This window comes from Paenibacillus sp. 1-18, assembly GCF_000520755.1.
Lineage (GTDB): Bacteria > Bacillota > Bacilli > Paenibacillales > Paenibacillaceae > Paenibacillus > Paenibacillus brasilensis.
The window spans coordinates 1-338 of sequence record NZ_ASSB01000121.1 but is presented as its reverse complement, the minus strand read 5'-3'; the positions used below and the strand labels follow the sequence as shown (position 1 = coordinate 338).

Annotated in this window: 1 protein-coding gene; it reads left to right on the top strand. The window is 55.0% G+C overall.

Annotated features, from left to right (window positions below):
* Positions 1-338: CurL C-terminal domain-containing protein (locus L693_RS27840; protein ID WP_197029849.1), on the top strand; the 338-nt coding region annotated here is incomplete at both ends.

The window sequence follows — 338 nt, the reverse complement described above, 5'->3', positions numbered from 1 at the left end:
TGGAAACGGCCGGTAGTGGATGGACAGGAGGTTCCAAGGAGGGCGGGAATCTCCTCGTTTGGAGCCGGAGGCTCCAATGCACACGTCGTGCTTGAAGAATATATTGCTGTAGAGCATGAAGCGGTCTCAGTTGCCGTTACCCCGGAGAAGCCTGCAATCATTGTGCTGTCGGCAAAGAATGAGGAAGGGCTAAAAGAGCAGGTACGGAGATTGCTGTCCGCCATGGAAGAACAGCCATGGACGGAGGCGGACCTTGCAGATATAGCCTATACCCTCCAGACAGGGCGCGAAGCCATGGAAGAGCGTATGGGAGTGATTGTAGAAAGCATCGGGGAGCT